General features: G+C 49.5%; 24 protein-coding genes and 1 tRNA gene. 14 read left to right on the top strand and 11 right to left on the bottom strand.

All coding sequences use genetic code 11. The features are described from left to right. Window positions 1–7: 7 nt before the first annotated feature. The 5 genes from mtnN to A5320_RS01520 all read right to left on the bottom strand — a co-directional run bounded on the left by mtnN (window position 8) and on the right by A5320_RS01520 (window position 5,117). Window positions 8–718 carry a 5'-methylthioadenosine/S-adenosylhomocysteine nucleosidase gene (mtnN, locus tag A5320_RS01540; protein WP_068060026.1) on the bottom strand — a complete coding sequence of 237 codons (711 nt, stop codon included), beginning with the start codon at window positions 716–718 and terminating at the stop codon, window positions 8–10. 131 nt (window positions 719–849) lie between these two features. Further along, window positions 850–1,725, bottom strand: coding sequence for a pirin family protein (locus A5320_RS01535; protein WP_068060023.1), 876 nt, complete (start codon window positions 1,723–1,725; stop codon window positions 850–852). Between the two features lie 101 nt (window positions 1,726–1,826). Then, on the bottom strand, window positions 1,827–2,444 hold the full coding sequence (locus A5320_RS21600; RefSeq protein WP_082971474.1) for a methylated-DNA--[protein]-cysteine S-methyltransferase: 618 nt from the start codon (window positions 2,442–2,444) through the stop codon (window positions 1,827–1,829). A 4-nt stretch (window positions 2,445–2,448) separates the two neighbouring features. Continuing rightward, window positions 2,449–3,900, bottom strand: coding sequence for a DNA-3-methyladenine glycosylase 2 family protein (locus tag A5320_RS01525; protein ID WP_068060020.1), 1,452 nt, complete (start codon window positions 3,898–3,900; stop codon window positions 2,449–2,451). A 119-nt stretch (window positions 3,901–4,019) separates the two neighbouring features. Then, a complete protein-coding gene (locus tag A5320_RS01520; RefSeq protein WP_068060017.1) occupies window positions 4,020–5,117 on the bottom strand; it encodes a hypothetical protein in 1,098 nt (365 codons plus the stop codon). A 71-nt stretch (window positions 5,118–5,188) separates the two neighbouring features. On the opposite strand from A5320_RS01520, the gene A5320_RS01515 reads away from it, so the two are divergent. Then, window positions 5,189–5,542 (top strand): HopJ type III effector protein, encoded by a 354-nt coding sequence (locus A5320_RS01515; RefSeq protein ID WP_068060014.1) that lies wholly within the window; start codon window positions 5,189–5,191, stop codon window positions 5,540–5,542. A 78-nt stretch (window positions 5,543–5,620) separates the two neighbouring features. Here the strand turns inward: A5320_RS01515 and A5320_RS01510 are convergent, their stop codons facing one another. Together A5320_RS01510 and A5320_RS01505 are read right to left on the bottom strand one after the other, a co-directional pair. Beyond that, complete coding sequence (locus A5320_RS01510) at window positions 5,621–6,007, bottom strand: response regulator (RefSeq protein ID WP_068060011.1); 387 nt, start codon at window positions 6,005–6,007, stop codon at window positions 5,621–5,623. Between the two features lie 2 nt (window positions 6,008–6,009). Next, window positions 6,010–6,270, bottom strand: a complete 261-nt coding sequence (locus A5320_RS01505) for a hypothetical protein (protein WP_068060007.1) — start codon at window positions 6,268–6,270, stop codon at window positions 6,010–6,012. Window positions 6,271–6,372: 102 nt separating this feature from the next. Between A5320_RS01505 and A5320_RS01500 the strand changes: the two genes are divergently transcribed. The 7 genes from A5320_RS01500 to A5320_RS01470 all read left to right on the top strand — a co-directional run bounded on the left by A5320_RS01500 (window position 6,373) and on the right by A5320_RS01470 (window position 12,546). Next, window positions 6,373–6,449 (top strand) — tRNA-Trp (locus tag A5320_RS01500). Between the two features lie 39 nt (window positions 6,450–6,488). Beyond that, the gene (locus A5320_RS01495; RefSeq protein WP_068060004.1) at window positions 6,489–6,914 is read left to right on the top strand and encodes a hypothetical protein; all 426 of its coding nucleotides are present in this window, start codon (window positions 6,489–6,491) and stop codon (window positions 6,912–6,914) included. Next, window positions 6,901–7,371: a ribosomal protein S18-alanine N-acetyltransferase gene (rimI, locus tag A5320_RS01490; protein ID WP_197489947.1), complete on the top strand. Its 471-nt coding sequence runs from the start codon at window positions 6,901–6,903 to the stop codon at window positions 7,369–7,371. The genes A5320_RS01495 and rimI overlap by 14 nt, the downstream gene beginning before the upstream one ends. 143 nt (window positions 7,372–7,514) lie before the next feature. Next, the gene (gene prfC, locus A5320_RS01485; RefSeq protein WP_068060002.1) at window positions 7,515–9,122 is read left to right on the top strand and encodes a peptide chain release factor 3; all 1,608 of its coding nucleotides are present in this window, start codon (window positions 7,515–7,517) and stop codon (window positions 9,120–9,122) included. A gap of 3 nt (window positions 9,123–9,125) precedes the next feature. Continuing rightward, entirely contained in the window at window positions 9,126–10,865 is a 1,740-nt protein-coding gene (gene argS, locus A5320_RS01480) for an arginine--tRNA ligase (RefSeq protein ID WP_068060001.1), read from the top strand. 202 nt (window positions 10,866–11,067) lie between these two features. Then, window positions 11,068–11,706, top strand: coding sequence for a pyridoxamine 5'-phosphate oxidase (gene pdxH, locus A5320_RS01475; protein ID WP_068059999.1), 639 nt, complete (start codon window positions 11,068–11,070; stop codon window positions 11,704–11,706). After that, window positions 11,707–12,546, top strand: coding sequence for a TatD family hydrolase (locus A5320_RS01470; RefSeq protein WP_082971473.1), 840 nt, complete (start codon window positions 11,707–11,709; stop codon window positions 12,544–12,546). Between the two features lie 25 nt (window positions 12,547–12,571). On the opposite strand, the gene A5320_RS01465 is transcribed toward A5320_RS01470, so the two are convergent. After that, complete coding sequence (locus A5320_RS01465; RefSeq protein WP_068059996.1) at window positions 12,572–13,201, bottom strand: AhpA/YtjB family protein; 630 nt, start codon at window positions 13,199–13,201, stop codon at window positions 12,572–12,574. A gap of 80 nt (window positions 13,202–13,281) precedes the next feature. Between A5320_RS01465 and serB the strand changes: the two genes are divergently transcribed. Next, the gene (gene serB / locus A5320_RS01460; protein ID WP_068059995.1) at window positions 13,282–14,328 is read left to right on the top strand and encodes a phosphoserine phosphatase SerB; all 1,047 of its coding nucleotides are present in this window, start codon (window positions 13,282–13,284) and stop codon (window positions 14,326–14,328) included. After that, window positions 14,325–15,221: an alpha/beta fold hydrolase gene (locus A5320_RS01455; protein WP_068059994.1), complete on the top strand. Its 897-nt coding sequence runs from the start codon at window positions 14,325–14,327 to the stop codon at window positions 15,219–15,221. The genes serB and A5320_RS01455 overlap by 4 nt, the downstream gene beginning before the upstream one ends. A gap of 28 nt (window positions 15,222–15,249) precedes the next feature. Here A5320_RS01455 and A5320_RS01450 read toward each other — a convergent pair whose 3' ends face one another. Next, window positions 15,250–17,787 (bottom strand): PilZ domain-containing protein, encoded by a 2,538-nt coding sequence (locus tag A5320_RS01450; protein ID WP_068059993.1) that lies wholly within the window; start codon window positions 17,785–17,787, stop codon window positions 15,250–15,252. Between the two features lie 94 nt (window positions 17,788–17,881). Here A5320_RS01450 and radA point away from each other — a divergent pair, with 94 nt between their 5' ends. Next, a complete protein-coding gene (radA, locus tag A5320_RS01445; RefSeq protein ID WP_068059992.1) occupies window positions 17,882–19,243 on the top strand; it encodes a DNA repair protein RadA in 1,362 nt (453 codons plus the stop codon). A 72-nt stretch (window positions 19,244–19,315) separates the two neighbouring features. Here radA and A5320_RS01440 read toward each other — a convergent pair whose 3' ends face one another. Next, the gene (locus A5320_RS01440; protein ID WP_068059991.1) at window positions 19,316–20,059 is read right to left on the bottom strand and encodes an outer membrane protein assembly factor BamD; all 744 of its coding nucleotides are present in this window, start codon (window positions 20,057–20,059) and stop codon (window positions 19,316–19,318) included. A gap of 125 nt (window positions 20,060–20,184) precedes the next feature. Between A5320_RS01440 and rluD the strand changes: the two genes are divergently transcribed. From rluD to clpB, 3 genes are all read left to right on the top strand, one after another. Next, on the top strand, window positions 20,185–21,159 hold the full coding sequence (gene rluD, locus A5320_RS01435; protein ID WP_068059986.1) for a 23S rRNA pseudouridine(1911/1915/1917) synthase RluD: 975 nt from the start codon (window positions 20,185–20,187) through the stop codon (window positions 21,157–21,159). Then, window positions 21,159–21,911 carry a peptidoglycan editing factor PgeF gene (gene pgeF, locus A5320_RS01430; protein WP_068059985.1) on the top strand — a complete coding sequence of 251 codons (753 nt, stop codon included), beginning with the start codon at window positions 21,159–21,161 and terminating at the stop codon, window positions 21,909–21,911. Before rluD ends, pgeF begins: the two co-directional genes overlap by 1 nt. 125 nt (window positions 21,912–22,036) lie before the next feature. Continuing rightward, entirely contained in the window at window positions 22,037–24,619 is a 2,583-nt protein-coding gene (clpB, locus tag A5320_RS01425) for an ATP-dependent chaperone ClpB (RefSeq protein ID WP_068059982.1), read from the top strand. Between the two features lie 71 nt (window positions 24,620–24,690). Here the strand turns inward: clpB and A5320_RS01420 are convergent, their stop codons facing one another. Beyond that, a complete protein-coding gene (locus A5320_RS01420) occupies window positions 24,691–25,110 on the bottom strand; it encodes a DUF4124 domain-containing protein (RefSeq protein WP_068059979.1) in 420 nt (139 codons plus the stop codon). Between the last annotated feature and the right edge of the window lie 26 nt (window positions 25,111–25,136).

Raw genomic sequence — 25,136 nt, 5'->3', positions numbered from 1 at the left:
TGAGACATCACAGCTCCAGCTGGCGCAGGTTGCCAAGCAGTTCCACCACCATAGCGCTGCTGTTGCGCGAGGCAATTTCCAGATAAGCCTCAAACGAGGTTGGCGATTCTTTGCCGGCGATATCACTTAAGCTGCGGATCACCACAAAAGGGGTATTGAGCTGATAACATGCCTGTGCGATGGCCGCGCCTTCCATTTCCACCGCCAGCATGGTCGGGAAAGTGGCGCGGGTTTTGGCAATGCGCTCCGGATCACACATAAACACATCACCGGTGGTGATTAGGCCTTTTTTGGTCTGACAAAAACCCAGGGCGGCAATACTTTGTTCGGCGGCAAGAATGAGTGCCGGATGCGCGGTAAAAGCTGCCGGTAAACGTGGTACCTGGCCTGGTTCATAACCAAAAGCGGTGACATCAACGTCGTGGTGGCGAACTTCTGAAGAAATGACGATATCGCCAACTGACAATTCCGGATCAAAACCACCGGCAGAACCGGTGTTGATCACACAATCGGGCTGAAACTGATGAATGAGTAACGCTGTAGCTATAGCGGCGGTCACTTTGCCGATGCCAGATTGTACCAGCACCACGTCAATCCCTTGCAGGCTGCCGCGGTGAAATTCAAAACTGGCAATCTTTGTGGTAGTGGCGTTGGTTAATTGTTGTTTCAGCAGCGCCACTTCCTGCTCCATGGCCCCGATAATTCCGACAAGTTTCATCTTGATTTCACCTGATGCAAAACCGCCATTATACGAAGGGAAACCGTCTGTTGCCGAACTATTTTAGCCGCGCAAGTTGCTGCAGGTTTGCGCGGTTTAAATATTCAGACATTATCGCTCAGGCGGGTTCGTTAAACCTGAATTGTGCCTGCAGCCATTTTGGTTAAGGTCCCAGCCTGATAATCACGGATCGCTTGTTCAATTTCGGCTACCGAGTTCATTACAAAAGGCCCGTATTGCACCACAGGTTCGCCAATAGGTTTGGCGGCGAGCACAATCACCCGTGCTGCGGCATCCGCAGTGATCATCAGGCTGTCGCCGTCGGTCAGAATGGCCGCTTGATGCGTTTGTACTCTGCTACCGGCAATTTTGATTTCACCTTCAAACGGATACACCAGTGCATTGTGGCCACTTGGGATCAGCAGTTGCACCTGCTCACCGGCAGTGAAGCTGAGATCCACATATAAAGGTTCGGTCGACAACCCCTGAATAGGGCCAGCGAGGGTTTGATTTTGCAGCGGCAGGGTTAAGTGACCAGCGATGACGACGGCATGACCACCGCCAACAAGGGCAAGCCGGCTGAGTTGTTCTGGTTTTAAGTCAACATAAGCCGGATCTTTCATTTTTTCGCTGGCTGGCAAGTTCAGCCACAACTGAAAACCACGCATCAAGCCTGATTCCTGCTGTGGCATTTCGGAATGGATAATACCGCTACCGGCGGTCATCCACTGTACGCCACCGGATTTCAGATGCCCTTGATTCCCTAAATGATCTTCATGCAGCATATGGCCGTCCAGCATATAAGTGACGGTTTCAAATCCACGATGTGGATGTGCCGGGAAGCCTGCCAGATAATCGGCCGCCTGATCCGAGCCAAAACAATCCAGCATTAAAAATGGGTCGAGTCGCAGCTGCGGTTGCAGGCCTAAACTGCGGCGGATTTTCACGCCGGCGCCATCTGACACTTGTTGCGCCGGTAAAATTTGCTTCAGTTGCCGTTCTTTCATGGTCGTTATTCCGGGTGATTGCATTGAGTGATCATTTAACCCGAAATTTAATCGACAATAAATTGCATTAAACCACGATTATGATTCGATTTTTACGAATGTTATTGGTTCTGCGCGGCAATTTGCATTTCATGGTCGAGCAGCCATAACTTGCGGTTCAAGCCTCCGGCATAACCGGTCAGACTGCCATTGGCGCCAATCACCCGATGGCAGGGCACCACTATCGCAATTGGATTCCGGCCATTGGCAGCACCGACAGCGCGTACCGCTTTTGGGTTGTGCAAATGGTTGGCAATAGCACCGTAACTGCAGCTGTGGGCAAAAGGGATAATGGAAAGGGCCTGCCAGACTTGTTGTTGAAACGGGCTGCCAAACGGCGCCAAAGTTAATGAAAACTGCTGGCGGGTGCCAGCAAAATACTGCTGTAACTGTTCAATGGCTTGCTGTAGATGTGCTTCCGAACTGGTGCCGGGTGTTGTGCCAGAAGGTGGATTAGGGTTGTCTACCGGGGCTAACACCTTTAACACCCTAAGTTTTGGTGCCTGGGTTTTGGCACTGCTGGTCGCTAGAATGCCGGTCGCAGCATTTGTTTCTTCAATGTTTTGATCAGCAAATAAAATACTGACAATGCCCTGATCGCTCGCGGCAATTGTCAGCAAACCAACAGGCGTAGACAGTTCGCGGGTCTGGATGGCGCCAGAAACTAAGGTGCTGTTCATGCTGTTATTCCTTCTGACTGAGATCGGGCAAATCGGTTTTTTTGTTGGCCGGCGCAAGTCCAAACCAAAGTTGTAAAGTGGCATAACTTCGCCATGGCGATAACGTCGCCGGATCAATAGGTTGCTCGCGTTGCTGCAATGCTTTTTGAATGCCTAAATCGCCAGCCAGCCAAATATCACTGTCCGACAAACCACGCATTTTGCTGTACGCCACTGTCCAGGGGCCAATGCCTTTGATGACAAGCCATTCATCAGGACTCGCATCCGGCGTTGTCTGTACGGCAGCAGCCAGCGCTTTTAACGTATCGCGCCTGGCTTGCGGTACTTTGAGCATCGCTAAATCGCTGGCAAGTATTTGTGCTGGCGTTGGGAATAATTTTTTATCGCTGTCCGGGACTGTGGCAGATAAAGATTCCACCAGCCGGTTGAGCTGCGTTCTGGCACCGGCCACACTCACTTGCTGGCCGAGCACCGCGCGCACTGCCGCTTCCCACGCTGACCAGACGCCTGGAATGCGCACACCGCTTTTCAGCGCAGCACCAAACATAGGCTGCAGCGCTTGCTCAACGGTCAGCAAATCAGCGTCTAAATCTAATAAACGGCGAATGTGCGCGACTACCTGCGTCAGGCCATCCGGATAAGGCCAGTGTAACGTCAGCGTCAGACTGTGTTCTGTTTTAAGCTGGACTTCAAACCAGCCGCTACGGGGGGGCGTGCCAGAACCCGAGCCAGTGCGCTCGATAGGAGTTTGCGGCCAGCTAAAACTTCGGCCATAGCTGTCGCCGTTCAGCCATTCGACTCCGGTCAGGCTGCGTTGCTGCCAAAAGCCAAGAAGCAGTGTGAAATTCAGCGGTGGGCGGAAATTTAATTCGAGTTCTAACAAAGCGGATACTCCGGTACTACGCCGACGCCGGATTTGACCGGGGGCCAGCTTGAGCTGTTTATAAAAGGCATCATTAAAACGTCGGATGCTGTGAAATCCGGCTTGCATTGCAATATCGGCGATGGGTAACTGAGTTTGATGTAATAACGACTTGGCGAATAAAATTTGCTGGTATAAGGCATATTGTTTTGGGGCTACACCAAGGTGCTGTGCAAACAGTTTTCGAAGATAACGTTCACTGATGCCAAGCCGGTCACACAGCGCCGCCTGATCACCATCAATCAACGCGCCTTCGCCGATGAGCGTTAAAGCGCGGCGCAATGTGGTTTGGTTGCCTAACCAGGCTGGAGAGCCTGGCGCACTGTCTGGCCGGCAACGCAGGCAAGGACGAAAACCAGCCTGCGCCGCAGCAGCTGCGCTTGGGTAATAATCAATCTGATGTTCTGCCGGAGCACGCGCCGGGCAGATCGGCCGACAATAAATGCCGGTACTTTTAACTGCGGTATAAAACATGCCATCAAAACGATGGTCACGGCTTAACCGGGCTTGCTGGCATTGGGCGGGCGTAAGCATAACGGCGGTTCCTGCCTGATTCATTGACAGCAGTTTACCGCGAATGTCGGCCGGAACCAGCCGGATCCGGCACTGAATATTAAATTTTCTGGCTGGCGTTGTTCGCCTTGCTCAGGCTGTTAAATATTTAAGTCGACTTGTTGCACCAGCCCAACGCCCAAAGTCGACAGCGGACTTTGTTGACTCAGGAAAATACCACTGCGGGCAATTCTTCCCAGTAACGCATCGCTGTCATACAGGCCAAAAGACGTCGCCACTGATTGCGCTGAAATCGCAGCAATATTGGCTTGCTGCAGGCTTTGTATGCCTTGTTGGCGCGACCACAAATTTAAACTTTGCCACTGACGGTCGCTCGCTTCAATAAACCCATTTTGATTATCATCAAGCTCCGCCAGTTCGCTAAAGCCCTGACCGGTTTTTGGACCAAACAGCTCCAGCCCTGAATCAAGGTGTTGATTGTTGTTTAAATCCTGCATCAGATAATATTGGCCTTTGCCTAAATCCGGCAGCTGGTAACGATCGCCGTTGCCATAAAAATCAAAGGCAGTCCCTTTGGATTTTAGTTCTGCCGCAGTTCCGCCCAGGCTGATGATTAATGGATCTTTTAATTGTTCTGCGGTAAAGGTGCGAAATGAATACTGCTCTTCGCGCATGGCTAGTTCAAATGACCAACTGAAACTACCACCATCGGCCATGCTTAGCTCACCGCTGAAGTTGGCATTTAATTCCTGATAACGGTAGCTCCATTCGGTCACCTGCATTGCCGGAGCTGATGCAGGTACTGAAGCAGATGGCACTGCGCCAGAATTTTGGTTTTGTTCAGCGACCTGCGCCTGAATTTTTTCCATCGAGGTACCGTCAATCCACGATAACAATTTGCCGGAGCTCAGTTGGTCCAGAATACGTTTTACCGCACCGACCGTCTGCAAGGCGTTAAAGCGCTGTTTGTCTTCATTTTGTTCAGTAGATGTCGTAGACTCGGACGGTGCCTCGGCGCTGGAATTTTGTGCAGGGTTTTGCGACGAAAGTGCGGCTGTTGCCAAAGTCTGGCGAGCCTGAGAAAAATTAGTTGCACTGGTGGCGAGGGAAGGGCGTGGGTTGTCAGCGGGTGCTGGCAGTTTGACTGCGTTTCTGATTGATGCCTGTTCCAGGCGACCGCTGTGCAACACTGAGTGTTCGTGCACAGCAAAATGTTGATTTGCAGCGACGATGTTCATAACGAGCTCCCGGCAGAAATGATTTCATACCGGTTATCGACACTTATTGGTTAAACTTTAAGCAGGTTTTTATGTTAGAGAGTTTTTTTCGGCAATTAAGTACGGAACCTGAAACGATCAGCTTTGGGCAAACGATCACGCTGATCGACACATTGTATGAATTCACCCCAACGGCCTTTCGCAATGGTGAGCTTAGTAATGCGGCTGGTGAAAACAATGGCTCCTGCAAAATTCTGGCGTTTGCTTTGTTACATCAGCTATCAGAGCCGCAAACCCTGGCGCTGTTTGGTGATTATTACCGGCTCGAGGTGTTACCGGATATCAAAGGTACAAATCACGCCAATATTCGCAATTTTATGCGCACTGGTTGGGATGGGGTCAGTTTTAATGGCAAGGTGTTACAGGGAAAATCTGTCGCGCATTAGACGGGCAACAGCTGTCGGGCATGAGTCAGGCATTAAAAGCTGAGTGAAGCCGCAGTAGCAGCTTCATTAAATCGGAGTTTAGCGTAGAGATTGCGCTTTATGACATTTAGCCAGCACTGATTCGATTTTTTTCGCTGAAAACGGTTTGGCGATAAAGCCACAAGCACCGGCCAGAATACTTTGTTGTACGTTTTCTACCGTGCTATGCGCGGTCATGATGACCACATTGGCGTTTGGATTAATTTCTTTTAACTGGCGAAGCAGGTTTTTACCGTCACAATCGGGTAGTTCGATATCCAGAAAGACTACATCGTGACGTTGTTTGTTGTAGCTGCTGATGCCATGGCTACCATCGGAAGCTTCGCTGACATGGGTAATGCCGAGTAACATCAGCGTCTGACGTAAATATTCCCGCACCGAAGTGACATCATCAATAATCAGTACTGAACAATCGGTTGTTTTCATTTTCAAATCCTTTGCGCTGTTATCCATGTCTGCTTAACAAGGTTTAGTTGCGTTCCGGCGGCTTCGCAAGCCAATGTACCGATAAACGCTGGCAATAAATGCTGCCAAAGAACTAAATCTGGTTCGATGTTAACAAATGTATCGGTCTCTGGCACGCCTTTTGCCGAAAATTTCGACGCCATGTGCAATGTTTTTAGCAAAGGATTGCCGGATAATACCGCAATGGTCGGGTTGGTGCGGTTTTGATTAGGTTGTTCTTTCACCAAATAGCGAGGAACTGGGTGTTTTGTGTGCAGTTGATTGATTGCAGCGACTTTTTCGCTTTACCTTTGAGTTTCGTTTTGTATAATGGCCGCTCCAACGCTAGGGGCATAGTTCCAATTGGTAGAACAGCGGTCTCCAAAACCGATGGTTGGGGGTTCGAATCCCTCTGCCCCTGCCACTTTTCTCAGTCGACCAGACAGATGATGAAAAGACCCAGATGAATTCACATCAACAGCAGTTGTTGCAAATCCTCCAAATAAAGCCAGTACAGCTTCACGCTGATTTTTCGCGTTTTCAGCCGTTTAATGAAGCTGAGCAGCTTGTTTCGCCAACGGTATCAAACTTAACTATCAGCGACACCAATACATCTGCCGACATCGTATTCTCGCATCAGGTACCTGCCGAATTTGCCGCTTTGGCGGCAGACGTGCAGCGTGCTTTACAGCTTTATTTGCCAGAATTTACCTGGCGCAGGTCGGCGCAATTACAGCAGTGTGAACTGCTAAGTGCTGAAATGAAAAGCGCTGCAATGAATAGCCCAGAAATTCATACCCCTGATTTGGCGTCCCTAGCAAACCCTGGGTTAAAGCAGCAACTGTGGCAGTTGATGTCACAATATGCAGGCGATAATGAAAAAAACTGAACCCACTTCGATACAGATCCGCAGCGCGACCTTAGCGGACGCACCGGCCATGCTGGCAATCGAGCAAGCGGCCACCAGCCATCCCTGGACCCTGAAGTTGTTTGAAAGCTGTTTTGGCGATCGCTATTTTAATTTTGTGTTGGAGCAACAAAACCAAATCTGCGGTTTTTATATTGGTGAGTTTGTAGCAGGTGAAGCCAGTTTATTTGATATTTGCATTGCGCCAACAGCGCAGGGCAAAGGTTTTGGCCGAATGCTGCTGGAGCATTTCATCACCGAAGCAGACAACCGCGAAGCCTTTGAATGCTGGCTGGAAGTGCGGCAATCGAATGTGAATGCCATTGCACTCTATCAAAGCGCCGGTTTTCACCAAACCGGCAAACGCCCGAATTATTATCCAACCGCTACCGGCCATGAAGACGCTATTTTGATGGGTTTGCCGCTGCGAATGGGCTAAACGCCTTTGCCAGTTTTGCGCTGTGCCTTCCCACCTTATCCTGCTATAATCGCCGCCATTTTGAATGACCTATCAAGCGTCTGCGCTGAATGCTTATATGCATCGCTCTTAGACGCCACTCAATAATTGGGATCGAAACACGCATGGCCTCCGCACAATTTCTGGAAGAAGTGAATAAACGTCGCACCTTCGCGATAATCAGTCACCCCGATGCGGGTAAAACCACCATCACTGAAAAAGTGTTGTTATTTGGACATCTGATCCAAAAAGCCGGTACCGTCAAAGGCAAAAAGTCTGGCCAGTTCGCCACGTCTGACTGGATGGAAATGGAAAAAGAGCGGGGCATCTCGGTCACCACTTCCGTAATGCAGTTCCCATATGCTGATTGCCTGGTGAATTTACTCGACACCCCGGGCCACGAAGATTTCTCCGAAGATACTTACCGTACTTTAACCGCGGTCGACTCCTGTTTAATGGTGATCGACGGCGCCAAAGGTGTTGAAGACCGCACCATCAAACTGATGGAAGTCACCCGGTTACGCGACACGCCAATCATCACTTTTATGAACAAAATGGACCGCGATATCCGCGATCCGGTTGATTTGCTGGATGAAGTGGAAAGTGTACTGAAAATCGCCTGTGCACCGATCACCTGGCCAATTGGCTCGGGTAAAGAATTCAAAGGCATTTACCATATTTATAAAGACGAAATCGTGTTTTATAAGTCGGGTCAGGGCCATACCATTCAGGAAGTGGATTGTGTGAAGGGGATTAACAACCCGGAACTAGATGCGCGGATTGGTTATTTCGCCCAGCAACTGCGTGATGAAATGGAATTGGTGAAAGGCGCCAGCCATGAGTTTGACCAGGAACTGTTTTTAAAAGGCGAGCTGACGCCGGTGTTTTTTGGTACCGCTTTAGGTAACTTCGGTGTGGATCATATGCTGGACGGTTTGACCGACTGGGCACCAGCGCCACAACATCGTGCCACCACCACGCGTACTGTGGAACCGATTGAAGATGGTTTTTCCGGTTTTGTCTTTAAAATTCAAGCCAATATGGATCCGAAGCACCGCGACCGGGTGGCTTTTTTACGCATTTGTTCGGGTAAATACGAAAAAGGCATGAAAATGCACCATGTGCGCATCGGCAAAGATATGCTGGTGCCACAGGCGCTGACCTTTTTAGCCGGTGACCGTGAACACGTCGAAGAAGCATATCCTGGCGATATCATCGGCTTGCATAACCACGGCACCATCCAGATTGGTGATACTTTCACTTCCGGTGAAAAATACTCCTTTACTGGCATTCCTAATTTCGCGCCAGAATTGTTCCGACGTATTCGCTTGCGCGACCCATTAAAACAAAAACAATTACTGAAAGGTCTGGTGCAACTGGCTGAAGAAGGCGCTGTTCAAGTGTTCCGGCCGCTCGATAATAACGATTTAATCGTTGGCGCCGTCGGTATTCTGCAGTTTGACGTGGTGGTGCATCGCCTGAAATCCGAATATAACGTCGACGCCATTTACGAAAGCGTCAACGTCAGCACCGCGCGCTGGGTGTATTCCGAAGATGGCAAAGCCATGGACGAATTTAAGAATAAAGCCAGCACCAACCTGGCGCTGGATGGCGGCGACAATTTAAGTTATTTAGCACCGACTATGGTGAACTTAAACCTGTCGATGGAACGGTATCCAAAAATCAAATTCCATAAAACCCGTGAGCAGACGTTCGCGAGTAAGGCAAAATAGTTTATGAATATTAAGCAGTTATTATCAGATAAAACCCAGGCCGCGATGATTGCGGTGGGTTTACCGGCGGACACCCATACCGCGGTGACGCAAAGCACCAAAGTTGAGTTTGGCGACTACCAAATTAACGGCGCTATGGCAGCAGCCAAGCTTCTGAAAACCAATCCACGTGCTTTAGCGCAGCAGTTATTGGATCAGCTGGATTTAGCAGACATCGCCGACAAAGTTGAAATTGCCGGTCCTGGTTTTATCAATGTCACGCTGAACAAAGACTGGTTGGCAACCCAATTACAACCGGCGTTGCTCGATAGCCGCCTTGGTGTCAGCCCGAATGGCAAACCACAAAAAGTGGTGGTGGATTACTCAGCGCCAAACCTTGCCAAAGAAATGCACGTCGGTCATTTACGTTCGACCATCATCGGTGATGCGGTGGTGCGGGCGCTGGAATTCTGGGGCGATACGGTGATCCGGCAGAACCATATGGGCGATTGGGGCACGCAATTTGGCATGCTGATTGGCCATTTGGAAGATAAAATCGCCGCCGGTGTTGATTTAGAAACTGTGGCGTTGGCCGATTTAGAAGACTTTTATCGCGAAGCGAAAAAACGTTTTGACGATGAAGCCGGTTTTGCCGATAAATCCCGTGATTATGTGGTGAAGCTGCAAGGTGGCGATGAACATTGCCAGAAGTTATGGCAGTTGTTTATCGACACCTCAATTAAGCACAGCGATGAAGTGTACCGCACGCTGAATGTCACGCTGGGTCATGACCATATCAAGCCAGAATCGGCTTATAACCCGATGTTGCAACCGATTGTCGATAGCTTAAAAGCCACCGGCATTGCGGTGGAAAGCCAGGGTGCACTGGTGGTATTTTTACACGAACTGGCGGATAAAGAAGGCAATCCTTCACCCTTTATTATTCAGAAAACCGGCGGTGGATTTTTATATGCCACTACCGATTTGGCGGCCTGTAAATATCGCAGCCATGAATTGAATGCCGATCGGATCATTATTTTCACTGACGCCCGCCAGGCCTTGCACTTTAAACAAGTGGAAGTAGTGGCGCGTAAAGCCGGCTTGCTCAGAAGCATGACTTCTTATGAGCATTGCCCGTTTGGTACCATGATGGGGGAAGACGGCAAGCCGTTTAAAACCCGCACCGGTGGCACTGTGAAACTGGCAGAATTGTTAGAAGAAGCGGTGGTTCGCGCCAAAGCGGTGGTCGAGCAAAAGTCGACTGAGTTGTCAGCAGATGAAATTGCTGAAGTGGCGCGTAAAGTCGGTATTGGCGCAGTGAAATTCGCTGACTTGTCGAAAAACCGTACTTCAGACTATATCTTTAGCTGGGATTCAATGCTGAGCTTTGAAGGCGCCACTGCACCTTATCTGCAATATGCTTATACCCGGGTGCGTAGTATTTTACGCCGCGCTGAAGTCACCAATGACTTTAATGCACCGCTGTTGTTGGTTGAAGCGCAGGAAAAACAACTGGCGTTAAAAACCCTGCAGTTTGAAGAAACATTGCAGCAAATGATTAAAGATGCGCAGCCAAATCTGCTGTGTAACTATCTTTATGAGCTGGCCAGTTTATATATGACGTTCTACGAAGCTTGTCCGATGCTCAAAGAAGGCATTGAACCAAATGTCCGCGACAGCCGTTTAATGCTGAGTATCGGTGTATCACGGTTGCTGGCGCAAGGTCTTGACCTGCTTGGCATTGAAGTAATGGAACGGATGTAAGATTGATAAAAAGCGCTTCGGCGCTTTTTTTGTAGGAGTAAATGTCTCTTATACCCTAAATCATTGGAGATTCGGGTAGGCGACGAGAAAGTGAGACTGGAACGCCAGTCCGACCCGGAGCATAGCTGTTCTATGTGACTGGGGCGAATGAACGAAGGCAACACCCCCGAATCTTCAAGGATGACGGGTATATGGGGACATTATGAAAATAGACGATATTCGCCGCAGCTATGTCAAAGACAAACTCGATATTGATAAGTTAACTGGCGATCCCTTTGCCCAGTTTGAGTTGTGGCTAAAGGACGCCATCGCCGCTGAATTGCCGGATCCTACGGCGATGTGCGTGGCGACCGTCGATGAACATGGTCAGCCTTCACAGCGGTTGGTGTTGCTGAAAGATGTGAACCCGGATGGTTTTGTGTTTTACACCAATCTTGGCAGTCGCAAAGCGCGCGAACTGGCCGGTAATCCGAAGGTGTGTCTGCATTTTCCCTGGCATCCGCTGGAACGGCAAGTGATTGTTTATGGCACGGCCACTGAGCTTCCGGTCAGCCATGTGATGAAGTACTTTTTATCCAGACCCAAAGAAAGTCAGCTGGCGGCCTGGGCGTCTGAGCAAAGCCGGCCGGTGTCGACCCGTCAGGCGCTGATGCAAAAATTTGCCGAAATTAAGCATAAATTTGAACATGGCGAAGTGCCGGTGCCGTCATTCTGGGGCGGTTTTCAGATTAAACCCCATGCCATCGAATTCTGGCAGGGCGGTGAACATCGGTTACATGACCGTTTTATGTACCGCTTGCAACCGGATGGTTTATGGCAGATTGAGCGGTTGTGCCCGTAAATGCCAGAATTTCTACATGAGCTGCTGCCTGATTTACAGCCCGAGTCGGTGCCTCAGCCACCGGATCTGGCCTTGTTTGACAGCCATTGTCATCTGGATTTACCAGAGCTGTGGCCTGAATGGCTGCAGCACTGGCAACAGGCGCAGGCGGTTGGTGTGCAAGGTTGTTTAATCCCGGCCGTGCAAGCAAGCGCCTGGCAACCGTTGCTGGATTTTTCGCGGTCATTCCCAGAATTCAACATCGCATTAGGTATCCATCCCTGGTGGGCAGCGCAGCATGACGAAACCAGTCTGGTATTGCTCAAAAGCTTGCTAGAACAGCATCGGTCACAAATCACTGCAGTCGGTGAAATTGGTTTGGATTATGCACTGGCGCCGGAAACCTTTACCCGGCAACAGCTGTTGTTCGAAGCACAGTTAAAGCTAGCTGCCGAATTTAAAAAACCAGTGGTGTTGCATCATCGCAAAAGCATGGTGCAGTTGCATGCAGAAATTAAACGGCAGAAATTTGAATATGGCGGCATTTTGCATGCGTTTTCCGGCAGTCCGGAGCAAGGGCAGCTGTTTGTTGATCTTGGTTTTAAACTCGGCATTGGCGGTACTATTACTTATCCGCGAGCGGCCAAAACGCAAGCTGCAGTACGTCAGTTACCACTAAGTTGTTTTGTATTGGAAACCGACGCTCCCGCGATGCCGTTGTCTGGTTTTCAGGGGCAAATCAATACCCCAAAACAACTGGCGCTGGTGTTTGAAGCTTTTTGTGAACTTAGGGATGAATCGCCGCAAGAGATCGCCGGCCAGCTATGGCGCAATACCCTGGCGGCGCTCAGTATTCACTAAAGGCCATTCGTTAAGAAGGTTTTTATCAATGGCCAATATGTTCATGGCTGTCGATAGCCGCATGCTGTAACTGCCGATTCGATGCCAGTTTATGCGATAACCACAACAAACTGCTGCGTGCCATCAAGGCGATCACCGCTGCTAACAGCAACATCCACAATACCTGTTCCATCATCGCGTGCCAGGCGCTGGACACGGCGCTAAAACCGGTATCTTGTTTCAGGCTGATTTTGATATACCCCAGCAATTGTTCGCCCTGATAAATCTCCTGCACCATTGGCTGCAACGCAACTTCATGTTGTGGCGCGTACAGCAATCGTGCTGGTTCACTGCCTGGTGATTCGCTCAGCCGAACACCGTTGGCGTCATAGACCACCACATCATGTAAATAAGGGCTGGAAGCCAGCTGCTGCGTTAACGCCGTTAAACCATCAAGCTGATCGTTTTCAATCAAATAGGCGGCGGTTTGCGCTAAGGCTTTTAAAGTTTCGCGCATCAACACCGAACTCTGTTCAGCGAACAAACGTTGGCCTTGTTGATTGCTATCGTTCCACCACTGTAACAACGCCAATAAGCCTAAACTGGCGACCAGCAGTTGCACCCAGCGGAACAGTCGTGCCGATTTTTTTGGCAGTTTTGTGGTTAAATTCGTCATATTCGCCGCCTGAGCCCCTGACAGAGGCTGAAAAATGTCGGTAGAATGCCACGGTGTTTAGCTGAAGTACAGGTGAAAGGGTGGGGTTTTTCGAGCAGTGGGAGTCGCAACAGCAGGCTCAGATATCGTTACCACAAATCGTTGCAGCAAAAGGGCCGCTATTGGCCAGTGCCACAGCAGCAGGTTTTCAGTATCAGGCCGTTGCTTTGACCGGGCAGGTAGCGCAGCAGCTAACCCAATCGCCGGTTGTCAGCAGTATCCGGTGTTTTGGATCTGAATTGACGGCTGCTCAGTTAAGCCAAATCCTGGCGTTGGCCGCGCCACAGCAGGCGCTGATCCGGTTGTATCAGCCGCATCCAGAACTTGCACCGGCTCTCGTGTTGGATTTTGCCGTTCCATTGACTGCAGACAAGGTTGCCGCCATTCGTGAAGTCGCGTCTCAGTGGCCGCTAGAATTGGTCTGCCTGAATCACTTTGTCTGTCTGAACCAGCCTGGTTTGCTGGTGATGGATATGGACAGCACCGCCATTCAGATTGAATGTATTGATGAAATTGCGGTACTTGCCGGTGTTGGCGCAGAAGTAGCGGCAGTGACCGCCCGAGCGATGAATGGTGAACTCGATTTTGCGCAAAGTCTGCGCCAACGGGTAGCGACGCTCAAAGACGCGCCAGAACAGATTTTGCAGCAGGTGTTAGATGCAGTGCCGCTGATGCCGGGCTTAACGGCATTAGTTAGCCATCTGCAAAAACACAGCTGGCAGGTGGCTATTGCCTCCGGTGGTTTTACCTTTTTCACCGATGCGTTAAAACAGCGGCTTGATTTAACGGCAACCTTCGCCAATGTGCTGGAAATTGTCGATGGTAAACTCACCGGTCAGGTGCTGGGTGAGATCGTTGATGCAAATCGTAAAGCTGCAGTTGTTGCAGAGCTCAGCGTGCAATTTGGACTGGAGCCTTCGCAGACAGTCGCTATTGGCGACGGCGCCAATGATTTGCCGATGCTAAAAATGGCAGCGCTTGGCGTCGCATTTCACGCCAAACCAAAAGTACAGGCGGAAGCCAAAGCGGCTATTCGCCAGGGCTCGTTGTTGCAATTGCTGTATTTGCTGGAACCAGCGCAGGCATGAAGCATCAGCAAAGCTCGATTTTCCTGGATTTAACCGATTACCAGCTGCATTTACGCCGGTTAACGCCACTGCATATTTCACAGGCACCGGTATTAATGCTGCACGGCGCTATAGAAAATGGTCGGATTTTTTATAGCCATCATGGCAAGGGTTTAGGTTGTTTTCTTGCTGATCAAGGTTTTAGCGTGTACTGCGCCGATTTTGCCGGGCGTGGTAAGTCGCAGCCACCTGCTTCCAAAGATTTTGATCACAGTCAGCATCAGCTGATTTGCCGCGATATTCCGGCATTGATTGAGCATCTTTATCAGCAATATCAGCAGAAAATCCATCTGGTTTGTCACTCTTGGGGCGGGGTGCTGCTGGCGGCCAGTCTTGCCAGATTTCCTAAGCTTTGCGCAAAAGTGGCTTCCGTCAGTTATTTTGGTACCAAACGTCGGATTAGTACCAGCAGTATGGCGAAAACTATCCAGGTTAACTGGCTCTGGAACCTTGTCGGGCCTTGGTTGTGCCAGCGTTATGGTTATCTGCCGGCGAAAAAATTCCGTTTTGGTGCAGACAATGAACCGACGCAGTTTTTATTAGATACCATTCACTGGATCAATACCGAGGACTTTATTGACCCTACCGATCAGTTTGATTACGCCATGGCGTCGAAAACTTGTCCCTGGCCAGCCAGCTGGTTTTTTGCCGCTGTGAATGACAAAGTGTTAGGCCATCCCACCGATGTGCAGCTTTTTATGGCAGAAACCCAGTTGCAGCAGGCAAAATTTACACTGCTTGGTGCAGAAGCGGATGATTTACATGGTTATGATCATATCTCAATGCTGACGCATCCAAAGGCGCTGCAGGGGCATTTTCGGGCTTTAGCTGATTGGTTGGCCAGCCAGCGCTAGCTCGTTTTAAACTAAAGCAGACGCCGGTTTAACCTGCAGCTTCCACACTACTGACAAATTCCCGGCGTTTGGTTTGTTGCGCCAAAATCTGCTCGTTGGAAACGCCGTATCGCAACAGAATTTCATCGCTGATATCTATCACGTCACCAACGCCAACCACGCTCCACAATTCTTCTTCCAATACTTTGGCTTTGTGAATGGCGTAGACGCTGACATAACCCAATTCTTTGGAGATATGTTCAGTGTCGGGGCGGCCGGTGCGCGATAAAAAGATTTTAAAGCAAAACAGTAAGTCATTGGCCAGCGCGTCCTGCACAAAAAATTGCCGTGCCTGTGCTGTTTTTAGATCAAAGTCGAATTCAGTGACAAAACTCTGCTCCAGCTTCTTTTGACCTTGGCGGTAGCGAATAAACACTTCATATGTTTTTGGCGCGTCCTGGCGTTTCATGCCTTTAAGCTGATTGGCAAAGTGCAAATTAGTGGCGTTATTTTTTAACAGCGGCTGCAAGTTCACTTTTTGCTGTTTATCACCAAGCACCCCCAGCAGCCGATGTAAATTGTTCGGCTCGGCGCCACGGCCAATCACATTAAGATCATAACGTATACCATGGCGATGCATGTAAAACGGGAAGCTATTCAAAGCTTTGACGTACATATTACGTAGCGCCTGGCTTAAACCCGCATATTTTGGCGTTTCCTCGGCTAGCGTCAATTTGGCTCTGTTATTTTTAATAAGCTGTTCGAAAAATAGCCGCCCCTGATGTGGGCCGGTCTGTTCAACCATTTTAAGGTTCATGATCAGCTGGCTTTTGCTGACCGCCATCACTTCATATTCCAGTTCAGTCAGGCCGTATTTACTGGAAATTTTTTGCATATCCGGCAGTGCTAACTGAATTCTGTCACCTTTTTGGTAAGCGATCTGTTCAGCTGTTTCAATCTGTAGCCCTTTGCTGGAGAAATCACGGGTATGGGCTTCCAGAAAAGTCTGCTGGTTAATTTTCAGTAACACCTTGGTTTTATATAAAAATCTGGCTTCAGCCCGCAAGTTGACATATTGCAGTGCCACCGATTCCAGCGGTGGTAGTTCGTCAAGTTTGGCGTGGCCAAATATTTTTAGTTGCGCCAGTTTTGATTCGTCGTAGCTTATCTGCTGATATAAAGCCGTGCTCTCTTGTGCCGTGATATCGGTCAGGCTGACGATGTAGCGAAAATCTTTAATCAGCCCTTGTACCAGCTGCGACGGCGGCTGGTTGAGCTTGGCAATTTCCTGATCTGCGGTATCCGGTAACGACAATAAAATATGCGAATCATTTGGATGCGTGCGCTGTACCACCAGATGGAACACCCGCCAGCTGGGTTTTTGCGCGGCAAAACCAAAAAAGATGTTCTGCAGATCCGGGAGTTGCAGCAACTCGTCGGAGGTCGCGCTGTAAAAATATAACTTACCTTTAGCGGCGTGGGTAAAGCAGTACAGAATGGTCGAGCGTTCAGAGGGCGCTTTTTGCAGGCAGCTTTTTAATCTTTTACCGGTCAACAGCTGCATTAATACCGATTGCTGCCGTTCATCCTGAAAATATTGTACATGCTGGCGGTTGTTCTCAGTCGTCATGGCGCAAACAGGTACAGGCAGGCCTTCGCGCACGGCTAAAAATACCGGTAACGAGCTGATCCGTGGTAAATAGAATTGTTCATAACCTTTGACCACCACTGCATCGAGGGTGTTATCGAGGTTCACTTTATAACGGCGTTTATTGCCATGAATAAATTGCTTCAGAAAATCGCTGAAACCGTGTTCATCGTCCAGCGGCAGCCGTTTCACCCGCACATACTGCGAACGTTCGACAACTTCAGTGTCGATCACCTGGTAGGGAATACCATGACTGAAACCGAGGGCAAATTCTTGCTCCAGGCCTTTGAATAAAATGGCAATTTTTTGCCCAGCGGCAAGACGTCTGCTATTCGGGATTTTCAGTTTACTGCCGGACACCGACAGATCCACGGTGCTCGCCTGAAACTTTTCACCATCCTCCACTTCAATTTCGATATCAATCGTGAAGTTCATCCGCTCTTCACCACGACTGCAGTAGCTGGCGAACTGAATGAGTGATGGTCCGGTTTTGTCCTGTTCAGCTTCTGCAGGTTCAACCGATGTCGATGCAACCAGTGGATCTCCGGAGATGACCGCCTGCATTCGTTGTTCAGTTTGTTGTTTGTGTCTGACCCGATAGTTGTTATCGGTGTTCATTACTTCTTCGTACAAGCCCAGCGTATAGCGGTTGTAGCGTTTGATGCCGCGTTCAAAGGCTTTGATCGCAGTGTCGTCCATATAATGGGTTTTACCGGCATGTTCATAAGGACGAACTTCGCCATCCACTTTGCCGCGTAAATCGATGTAATAACTGCAAGGCTGACCTAACCGTTTTAACTCCATTTTTAATAGGAATTGTTTAGGCTTCGGAATATCTGCGGTCAAAATAGTAAAGACCTCGTTAAACTCCGAAGTGTTTATCAAGGGCTTTAAGCGTTCAATCACGCCGATATAGGGTTGCAGATCGGGTGCCGTCATAGGTTGCTGGTCTGCCGCATCATTACTACTTGTTGTGATACCATGTATACATTAAAAGCAAAAATTATGCCTTTCAATTGTTTCGGTGAAAATTATGGCAAAAGTAAAAACTGCATACGTCTGTAACGATTGTGGTGCCGACTTCGTACGCTGGCAAGGACAATGTACAGAATGCGGTGCCTGGAATACGATTAGCGAAGTCCGAATGCCCACTATTTCGAAAAATACTTCCCGCAGTAGTGGTTATGCCGGGGCGACTGTTGCCAAAGTAATGAAGCTTGATCAGGTCGATCTACAGGACGTGCCGCGTTTCAGCTCCGGTTTTGCCGAGTTCGACCGGGTGCTGGGTGGCGGAATTGTGCCGGGTTCAGCCATTTTGATTGGCGGCAGCCCCGGCGCCGGTAAAAGTACGTTGTTACTGCAAATCATGTGTTATCTGGCGGCGCAAGGCCCGGCGCTTTATGTCACTGGCGAAGAGTCGTTGCAGCAAGTAGCGCTGCGGGCCAATCGGCTGGGTCTGCCTACCAATCAGCTAAATATGCTGGCTGAAACTCAGGTGGAAACCATTTGTCAGCTGGCGCAGCAGGAAAAACCGCGGATCATGGTCATCGACTCCATCCAGGTGATGCAAATGGCTGATATCCAATCGGCGCCAGGCAGTGTGTCACAAGTTCGGGAAAGCGCGGCATTTCTGACGCGTTTTGCCAAGCAACATCAGGTTGCGGTCATTATGGTCGGCCATGTCACCAAAGATGGTTCGTTGGCTGGCCCTAAAGTGCTGGAGCATTGTATCGATTGTTCAGTGATGCTGGAGGGTGACGGTGACAATCGTTTCCGCACTTTACGCGGCACCAAAAACCGTTTTGGTGCGGTGAATGAACTTGGTGTGTTTGCGATGACCGGGCAGGGCATGAAAGAAGTCAAAAATCCGTCGGCCATTTTTTTAAACCGGGGTAAAGAAGAAGCCGCCGGCAGTCTGGTGATGGTGCTGTGGGAAGGTACCCGGCCGTTGCTGGTAGAAATTCAAGGACTGGTGGATTATTCCCCCCTGAATAACCCAAGAAGGGTTACTGTGGGGATGGAACAAAACCGTTTGTCGATGTTACTGGCGGTGATGCATCGCCATGCCGGGATTCAGATGTCCGATCAAGACGTGTTTGTAAACGTGGTCGGCGGGGTGAAAGTCACCGAAACAGGTGCTGATTTGGCTACTTTGCTGGCGCTGGTGTCAAGTTTTCGTAATAAACCATTGCCGATTGATTTAGTGGTATTTGGGGAAGTTGGATTGTCAGGCGAAATCAGGCCGGTGCCCAGCGGTCAGGAGCGACTGCGGGAAGCGGCTAAACATGGTTTTAAACGGGCGATAGTGCCAGCTGCCAATGTGCCAAAAGACGCTATTGCTGGGATGACAGTGATTGGTGCAACAAAACTAACTGAAGCGCTAGAGGCTTTGTAACGAAGTAAAAAAAAGGGCCTGAGCCAATTGTTAATTTAATTAACAATTGGCTCAGGCCCTTTAATTAACAAATCAAGATTGTGGGAAGTTCTGATCCAGTACCGCTTTGGCGTCATCACGCAGTTTGGTCAGACCAAGCTGGTCGTAACTGCTGACCATCACTTGCAGTGCCTTGGCGACTTGTGGTGAATCGCGATGGAATTCGACAACGTATTTTGCACGATTGGCAGCAGCTAAATGGGCACCACGGCGGCTGTAATAATCGGCAATCAATAATTCATGGCGAACCAGTTTTTCTTTGATTTCCTGCATCCGTGCCTGACCATCGGCAGCGTATCTGCTGTTTGGAAAGGTTGAGGTCAGAATTTTGAAATCGTCAAATGCTTGTCTGGTGCTGGCTAAATCACGGTCAGCGCGATCAACCCCGAAAAACTCCTGAAAAGAGTTGTCGTCGGTTTTCTGATTGGTCAGTCCGCGCATAAAATAGACATAATCGAGATCGGGATGATTTGGATTTAACCGGATAAACCGGTCGATGCTGGCCAGACATTGTTTCGAATCACCAGCCTGATGGTAAGCATAGATTAAATCTAATTGTACCTGACGGGCGACCGGGCCAAAAGGGAACCGGCTTTCCATGGCTTTGAGCAGTTCAATGGCTCGAGAATACAAACCAGAGTCCAAAACATCCTTGGCATCGTTGTATGCTGCCTGAGCGGTTTGGTTGGTATTGACCAGTTGTTCTTCAGATTTGTTGCCGGCACAGGCGCTAAGCGCTGCAGAAATACACAAAACTACAAATATTTTAGCTTTCATTGAAAAATCCAGGACCATTTCAGCCGATTGGCTGTCTAGTCTTCTATAAAGTCGTTAAAATAACCGCAATACACCGATTCTAACCCAGACTGTTCGGGTATGCACACAGGATAACTGGTTCCGACATGACAAAACAGATAAAACTTACAGAAATTGTACCTGATCATCTTTACGGTAAACGCTTGGATCAGGTTCTGGCGGAAATGTTCCCTGATTATTCGCGTTCGCGGATAAAAGAGTGGATCCTGGCCGATTGGGTCAATATCAATGGTCGTTTATGCAATGTGCCGCGGGAGAAATTGCTCGGTGGCGAAAACATCGAAATTAATGCTGAACTGCCAGACGATGAACGCTTCGAAGCAGAGCCGATTGATTTAAATATCGTTTATGAAGATGATCATATTCTGGTGATCAATAAACCGGCTGGTTTAGTGGTGCACCCAGGTGCTGGTAATCATGATGGCACTTTATTAAACGCTTTGTTGCATCACTGCCCGGGCATTTCAGAAGTGCCGCGTGCTGGCATTATTCACCGCCTCGATAAAGATACCACCGGTTTAATGGTGGTGGCAAAAACCATCCCAGCGCAGACGCATCTGGTCGAAATGATGCAGGCGCGCGAAATTACCCGTGAATATGAAGCGATTGCCCATGGCGCGATGACTGCTGGTGGCATGGTCGACGAGCCGATTGGCCGTCATCCAACCAAACGTACCCATATGGCGGTAACGTCCTCAGGTAAGCCAGCAGTGACGCATTACCGGGTGATGGAGAAATTCCGCAATCACACGCGGTTACGGTTACGGTTAGAAACTGGTCGTACTCACCAAATCCGTGTGCATATGACCTACATTAACTATCCGTTAGTTGGCGATCCGGTGTATGCCGGCCGGCCACGACCGCCGCGTAAAGCTGATGAATCGTTATTAGTGGTATTACGCGCTTTTAAACGTCAGGCGTTACATGCGGCCATGTTGCGGTTAGCCCACCCAATTACCGGTGAGCTGTTGGAATGGCACGCGCCGGTACCGGACGATATGGTCGGGCTGACTCAAGCGCTGCGCGAAGACACCGCTATTCACGGCATGGACAATCAGTAATGTCAGCGCCGGCTCGGTTAACTCCAGTGTGGCTAACGCCTGACTGGCCAGCACCTGCATCGGTCAACGCCTTGTCGACTACAAGGCAAGGTGGGGTATCGACCGGTGTTTATGCCAGTCTGAATCTCGGCAGCCATGTGGGGGATGCTATTGCAGCTGTTGAGCAAAATCGTGTTTTATTGCAACAACAGGCCGCGCTGCCACAAGCACCGGCCTGGCTCAATCAGGTGCATGGCACCGCAGTGCTGGATTTAGCAAAGTGGCAGGGAGAACTGGTTTCGGCAGATGCGGCTGTTAGCCAGCAAGCCGGTCAGGTTTGTCTGGTGATGACTGCTGATTGTTTGCCAGTGCTGTTTTGCAATCTGCAAGGTACCCAAGTTGCAGCGGCGCATGCAGGCTGGCGTGGCTTGTGTGACGGTGTGCTGGAACAGACGCTGGCGCACTTTACCAATCCACAAGATGTGATGGTGTGGTTTGGTCCTGCCATTGGCCCCGGTCAGTTTGAAGTGGGAAGCGACGTTCGTGCGGCATTTATGCAAAAAAATGCCGGAGCCAATCTGGCTTTTGTGCCACAAGGCGATGGTAAATATTTGGCCAATATCTATTTATTGGCAAGGCAACGTTTGCTGGCGGCTGGGGTGACCCGGTTTTATGGTGGTGATCACTGCACCGTTAGTGAATCAGAGTTATTTTTTTCCTATCGTCGCGACGGTCAGACCGGTCGGATGGCCAGTTGCATTTGGCTCAGTTAAGCCGACATTCCTCTCGATAACTCACTATTTGTTGACGCAAGTCAAATTTTTGACGTTTGCTGCTTGAAATTGCAGCAAGCGCCCTCCATCTTAGTTCCATCACACGCTGTTCGATGGAGTTAGTCATGCGGTTAGAACGTTTTACCAGTAAATTTCAAGAAGCTATAGCTACCGCCCAGTCACTTGCATTGGGACGTGACCATCAATTTATTGAACCTGTACACCTGATGCATGCCCTGTTAAATCAGGACGGCGGCAGTGTGCGTGATTTATTGACTAAAATTGGCACCAATTTGCATGACTTGCGCTCAAAAGTATCACATGCCATTGAGCGGTTACCGAAAGTCGAAGGCAGTGAAGGTAATTTACAGCTGTCTGGCGGCACGATTAATTTATTAAATTTGTGCGATAAATTAGCGCAAAAACGCAAAGATCAGTTTATCTCGAGCGAATTGTTTGTATTGGCCGCCTGCGACGACAAAGGTGAACTTGGCGCTTTATTAAAACAGCTGGCGATCACCAAAGAAGGTGTTGAGGCGGCGATCGAACAATTACGTGGCGGCCAGAAAGTTGATGACGCCAACGCTGAAGATACGCGTCAGGCACTGACGAAATACACCATCGATTTAACCGCCCGTGCTGAAGCAGGCAAACTGGATCCAGTGATTGGCCGCGACGAAGAAATTCGCCGTTGTATTCAGGTGCTGCAGCGTCGTACCAAAAATAATCCGGTATTGATTGGCGAGCCTGGCGTGGGTAAAACCGCCATCGTCGAAGGGTTGGCGCTACGGATTGTGAATAATGAAGTGCCGGAAGGACTGAAGAATAAACGGGTGTTGTCGCTGGATTTAGGCTCTTTATTAGCAGGCGCTAAATACCGCGGTGAGTTTGAAGAACGTCTCAAAGCGGTATTATCGGAACTGGCCAAAGAAGAAGGCCAGATCATTTTATTTATCGACGAAATTCATACTATGGTCGGCGCAGGTAAAGCCGATGGTGCGATGGATGCCGGCAATATGCTCAAACCGGCGTTAGCGCGGGGTGAGCTGCATTGTTTAGGCGCCACCACTTTAGATGAGTACCGCAAATACATCGAAAAAGATGCGGCGCTGGAGCGGCGTTTTCAAAAAGTGTTAGTCGAAGAGCCGTCGGTGGAAGATACCATCGCTATTTTGCGTGGGCTAAAAGAACGTTACGAATTACACCACGGGGTGGACATTACCGATCCGGCGATTGTCGCCGCGGCTACCTTGTCGCATCGTTATGTCAGCGACCGGCAATTACCAGACAAAGCCATTGATTTAATTGATGAAGCGGCGTCCAGTATCCGGATGCAGATGGATTCCAAACCAGAAGAGCTGGACAGATTAGAACGCCGGATCATTCAGCTGAAGCTGGAAGACAATGCGCTGGCCAAAGAAACCGATGATGCCAGCAAAAAACGTCGTGATTTTATCATCGAGCAAATTAACGAACTCGATTCCAAATACAATGAGCTCGACGAAGTGTGGAGTTCCGAGAAAGCCGCACTGCAAGGCACCCAAAGTATCAAAGCCGATTTAGAGCAAGCCAGGCTTGATATGGAAGTGGCGCGCCGGGCGGGCGATTTAAACCGGATGTCGCAGCTGAAATATGAGCGTATTCCGGTGCTGGAAAAACGGCTCGACTTAGCGTCACAAGCCGAAATGCATGAAATGAAATTGCTGCGTAACAAAGTCACCGAGCACGAAATTGCCGAGGTATTGTCCAAATCGACCGGTATTCCAGTCAGTAAAATGCTGGAAGGTGAACGCGATAAGCTGCTGAAAATGGAGCAATCGCTGGCTAAACGGGTGATTGGTCAAACTGAAGCAGTGCTCGCGGTTTCCAATGCCATTCGCCGTTCCCGCGCTGGATTATCCGATCCGAATAAACCGATCGGGTCGTTTTTATTTTTAGGACCGACTGGTGTGGGTAAAACCGAACTAACCAAAGCGCTGGCGCATTTTCTGTTTGATAGTGAAGACGCGATGGTGCGGATTGATATGTCGGAGTTTATGGAAAAACACTCAGTATCAAGACTGGTTGGTGCACCACCGGGATATGTCGGCTATGAAGAGGGCGGTTATTTGACCGAAGCGGTACGCCGCAAACCTTATTCGGTGATTTTGCTGGATGAAATTGAAAAAGCCCATCCGGATGTGTTTAACATTTTGCTGCAGGTGCTGGATGACGGTCGTTTAACCGATGGTCAGGGCCGCACTGTCGATTTTAAAAACTCGGTCATCATTATGACTTCGAATCTGGGCTCGGACTTAATTCAGGAGCATTATCATGAGCAAAGTTACGAGCAGATGAAATCGATGCTGATGGGCGTGTTAAGCCAGCAGTTCCGGCCGGAATTTTTAAATCGGGTTGACGAAACTGTGGTATTCCACCCGCTGGATCATGCGCAAATCAAGAATATAGCCGGCATTCAGTTAAAACGTCTGCAACAACGATTGGCTGAGCGTCAGCTGGGATTAGCGGTATCTGACGCTGCGCTGGAAAAAATCGCTGCTGTTGGTTTTGACCCTTTATTCGGGGCTAGACCCTTGAAACGAGCCATTCAGCAATATGTGGAAAATACACTGGCGCAATCATTGTTGCGTGGTGAGATTTTACCGGGTTCGGTGGTGCATATAGATGTGGTGCAGGATCAGTTTGTGGTCAGTAGCCGTGTTGAATAATTAACAGGGCTGCATTGTTTGCAGCCCACTCAATACAAAGTGTGCCAGGGCTGCTATTGCGATAAGCTTCGCTATTGTTTGTTGGTTAGTGCCGCAGGTTTCTCGCAGTAGAACTGAATTTGTTTTTCTGCGAGTTGTTTTTGCTGGTCACGCTTGGAGTCATCCAGTAATTCTTTAGTGCCATCTTCCATATCGATATAGACCGGCAAGTCTTGTTGCAGGATCCGCAGATTGTCCTGCGCTTTGGAGCAGCTTTGTACATAGTCTGGCGAAGATTTATTGGGACCTTGCTCCGGCAAGGCCGCGGTAGGTGTGGCGGCCTTTGCACCTAACACTATCGTCTGATAATCAACATTTGCCGGTGGCAGCTGGCTGACATGCAATACGTTATTGCTGTCACGCCATTGGTAAATGACTTGCTCTGCAAGTACAACAGTGCTGCAAAGCCAGCCGCAGCACAGTGTCAATAATACTTTTAACGCTGTTTGCATAAGATACCTCTGCACCCGGGTAGCGA

Source organism: Rheinheimera sp. SA_1, assembly GCF_001669775.1.
Taxonomy (GTDB): Bacteria; Pseudomonadota; Gammaproteobacteria; order Enterobacterales; family Alteromonadaceae; genus Pararheinheimera.
The sequence above is the reverse complement of the archived record's forward strand: the minus strand, read 5'-3'. Positions and strand labels throughout refer to the sequence as shown.